The organism is Cellulomonas septica, from assembly GCF_012396155.1.
Taxonomy (GTDB): Bacteria; Actinomycetota; Actinomycetes; order Actinomycetales; family Cellulomonadaceae; genus Cellulomonas; species Cellulomonas septica.
In genome coordinates this window covers 1-3,405 of record NZ_JAAXOY010000382.1, presented here as the reverse complement: position 1 = coordinate 3,405, position 3,405 = coordinate 1, and the positions used below count along the sequence as shown (strand labels likewise).

2 protein-coding genes are annotated in these 3,405 nt (G+C 76.7%); both read left to right on the top strand.

Translation table 11 applies throughout. The features are described from left to right. Window positions 1-2,649 (top strand): phosphoribosyltransferase domain-containing protein (locus tag HGA02_RS13600; RefSeq protein ID WP_210728563.1); only part of this gene is annotated, 2,649 nt, incomplete at its 5' end. Then, the coding region (locus tag HGA02_RS13595) for an HAD family hydrolase (RefSeq protein ID WP_168679453.1) at window positions 2,646-3,405 on the top strand (760 nt) is incomplete at its 3' end. The genes HGA02_RS13600 and HGA02_RS13595, both read left to right, overlap by 4 nt.

Sequence of the window (3,405 nt, the reverse complement as noted above, 5' to 3'; positions counted from 1 at the left end):
CCGCGCGTGGTCCGCGGCGCGGGCCTGCTGCTGGGCGCGCTCGCGGCGCGGTCGCTCGTCGAGCCGCCGGTCGAGGCGACCGACACCGGCGCGGACCTCGACGACCGCCTGCTGAGCGCGGGTGCCGTCCTGCGGGACGCGCTCGACGGCGACCCCGTGGCTCCCACGCTGCTGACCGGCGTGGTCGCCGACCTGGTCGCCGACGTGCCCGCGTCGGCCGTCGTGCTCGGGTACGCGGAGACGGCGACGGCCCTCGGGCACGCGGTCGCCGACGCGCTGGGCGGTGCGCCGTACCTGCACTCGACGCGCCGACCCGTCGCGGGCGTGCCGTCGGTCGGGGCGTTCGAGGAGGACCACTCGCACGCGACGACGCACCTGCTGCTCCCGGCCGACCCGGCGCTGCTCGCCTCGGACGCGCCGCTCGTGCTCGTCGACGACGAGCTCTCCACCGGCACGACCGCGCTGCACACGATCGAGGCCGTGCACCGGCTCGCCGCACGGGACCGGTACGTCGTCGCGACGCTCGTCGACCTGCGCACCGACGACGACCGCGCCCGCGCCGCCGCGCTCGCCGACCGCCTGGGTGCGCGCATCCACGTCGTCGCGCTGGTCGCGGGCCAGGTCGAGGCCCCGGACGACGTGGTGACCCGTGGCGCGACGCTGGTCGCGGAGGTCGACGCCGCCGGTGTCCCGGTCGCGCCTGACGGCGGCGACGCGGCGACCGTCCAGGTCGCGCCGGCCGCCACCGGCCCGGAGGTCACTCGTCCGGACACCGCCGGTCAGGCCGGGCCGGACGCTCCCGCAGGGGGCCCCGGCGACGGCCGCACACCTGGAGCGGACTCCGCCCGACCGCGACGCGCGGCGGTCCGTCGCGTCGACGTCGGATGGCCGGCGACTCTGCCCGAGACGGGTCGGCACGGCGTGGACACCGCCGACCGTCAGGCGCTCGACGCCGCGCTCCCGACGTGCGCGACGACGCTGCGGGACGCTCTCGCCGCCGGCTCGTCGCGGGCGACCGACGCCGGGGGACGCGTCCTGGTCCTGGGCACCGAGGAGCTCATGGACGCGCCGCTGCGCCTCGCCGAGGCGGTGGCGGTCGCGCTCGACGGCACGGTCGACGTGCGCTTCTCGACGACGACGCGCTCGCCGGTCCTGGCCGTCGACGACGCGGCCTACGCCATCCGGTCGACGGTCGCCTTCTCCGCGCACGACGAGCCCGCCGACGCGGCCCCGGGCGAGCCGGGGCACCGGAGGTTCGCGTACAACGTCGCCCCGAGCGCGCCCGCGGAGCGGTTCGACGCGGTCGTGGTGGTGACGGACGCACCCGGCGACACCCCGGCGCTGACCGCCCCGGGCGGACTGCTCGACGAGGTCGCCGCGCACACCGACGACGTGCTGCTGGTCGTCCTCCCCGACGTGGCGGCGCAGCGGGCGGCGGCGACACGTGCGGTTCTCGACCTGCCCGCGCACCGCACGGACGCCACCGTGCTGCCCGAGCCGCTGCGCGGTCCCGCATTCGGCTCGTACGCGCCCGACGAGGTCACGTGGCTGCTCACGGACCTGTCGGGCGTGGCGCTCGAGGCGCCCGTCGAGGAGCGCGAGGAGGCCGTGCAGTCGGGCGGCGCGCACTACGCGGAGTCGCTGCCGGTCGAGTACCAGCCGAGCGCGGCGTACGTGCGGCTGTTCGACGAGGCGCTCGAGGCGGGTGCGGAGCGGCTCGCGCACGCGGTCGGCGTGGTCGCGGAGCAGATCCTGGCGGCCCGCGGCGAGGGGGCGACGCTCGTGTCGCTGGCCCGCGCCGGCACGCCGGTCGGCATCCTGGTCCGCCGCTGGGCGCGCCTGGTGCACGGCGTCGACCTGCCGCACCACGCGGTGTCGATCGTGCGCGGCCGCGGGATCGACGACGTCGCGCTGCGGTACCTCGCGGCGCACCACGACCCGGCGTCGGTGGTGTTCGTCGACGGCTGGACGGGCAAGGGCGCGATCGCGCGCGAGCTCGACGCCGCGCTGGTCGACCACGAGCGGCGCACCGGCGTCGCGTTCCCGCGCGACCTCGCGGTGCTCGCCGACCCGGGCCGCTGCGTGCGGCTCGCGGGGACGCGCGACGACTTCCTCGTGCCGTCGGCGTGCCTGAACTCGACGGTGTCGGGGCTGGTCTCGCGCACGGTGCTCAACCGCGACCTCATCGGACCGGACCAGTTCCACGGCGCGAAGTTCTACGCGGACCTCGCGCCCGCCGACGTGTCGGGGCGCTTCCTCGACGTGGTCGCGGCGCGGTTCGACGACGTCCGCGACGCGGTCGAGCGCGACTGGCGCGCCCTGGCCGACGCGCACGCCGACGTCGACTGGGCCGGGTGGGCCGCGGTCGAGCGGATCGTCGAGGAGTACGGCATCGGGGACGTCAACCTCGTGAAGCCGGGCGTGGGCGAGACGACGCGTGTGCTGCTGCGCCGCGTACCGTGGCGTGTCCTCGTCCGACCCGACGTCGACCCCGCCGACGTCGCGCACGTCCGGCACCTGGCCGCCGAACGAGGAGTACCCGTGGAGACCGTCGCCGACCTGCCCTACTCGTGCGTGGGCCTCATCCACCCGCGGTTCACCGCCGGCGCGACGGGCGCCGACGGCCGGGCCGTGCGGGGTGACGCGTGAGCGCCGTGGTGGTCGCGTGCGACCTGGACCGCACGCTCATCTACTCGGCGGCCGCGCTGCGGCTCGGCGGCGACGACGAGCAGGCACCCGCGATGACGGTCGCGGAGGTGTTCGAGGGCGAGCCGGTGTCGTTCTGGACGCGCGACGCGGAGGAGATGATCGGCGACCTCGTCGAGGCGGCGTGGTTCGTCCCGACGACGACGCGCACCCGCAAGCAGTACGCGCGCGTCCGCTTCCCCGAGCCGGGTCCGCGGTACGCGGTGACGTCGAACGGCGGGCACATCCTCGTCGACGGCGAGCCGTGCGCCGACTGGACGGCGACGGTGCACGCGCGGCTGGGGGAGTGCGCGCCGCTCGCGGAGGTCGTCGAGCACCTGCGCGTCGTCGCCGAGCAGCCGTGGGTCCGCAAGCACCGCGTCGCGGAGGACCTGTTCACGTACCTCGTCGTCCACCGTGACCTGCTGCCGCCGACGTTCGTCGACGACCTCACCGCGTGGTGCGCGCAGCGCGGGTGGACGGTGTCGCTGCAGGGGCGCAAGGTGTACTGCGTGCCCGCCCCGCTGACCAAGTCCGCCGCGGTCGCCGAGGTCGCGCAGCGCGTCGGCGCCGACCTCACGTTCGCGGCGGGTGACTCGCTGCTCGACGCCGACCTGCTCGTGGCGGCCGACCGCGCGTTCCGCCCGGCCCACGGCGAGCTGCACGAGGCCGGCTGGCAGGCGCCCCATCTCACGGTGACGCGGCGCGCGGGTGTCGCGG